The organism is Lunatimonas salinarum (assembly GCF_017811155.1).
Lineage (GTDB): Bacteria > Bacteroidota > Bacteroidia > Cytophagales > Cyclobacteriaceae > Lunatimonas > Lunatimonas salinarum.
The window spans coordinates 1-303 of record NZ_JACVCV010000142.1; the positions used below are offsets into that span (position 1 = coordinate 1).

Genomic DNA, 303 nt, shown 5'->3' on the forward strand with positions numbered 1-303 from the left:
TACACATGTACATGGTAATGAAGCCGGGTGTAAAAACGGATCCATCTTTGTACCCATTGATTTTTTCGAAGATGAGACCCAGGACGGAAGCATTGATCAAGGTCTTGTTGTCTTCCTGAATATCCTCTGATCCTTCCGAACTGAAATCGTAGGCGTTGAGAAACTCAAAGAGGTATTCCAAGGTGGAAAGGCTTCCGGTCCGCCTTTTTCCCTGATCATCTTTTAAGACGGTGGAAGAAAGGATGGGTATTTTCTTTTCATCCCGGAGGTTGGAGATAAACAAGGTATCGTGTTCCATATCCG

The 303-nt window shown here is 44.2% G+C and carries 1 protein-coding gene; it reads right to left on the bottom strand.

The genetic code is table 11. The features are described from left to right. Positions 1-303, bottom strand: a 303-nt coding sequence (locus tag IAQ59_RS22225) for a type IIG restriction enzyme/methyltransferase (protein ID WP_209333039.1), incomplete at both ends; no start/stop codon positions are given.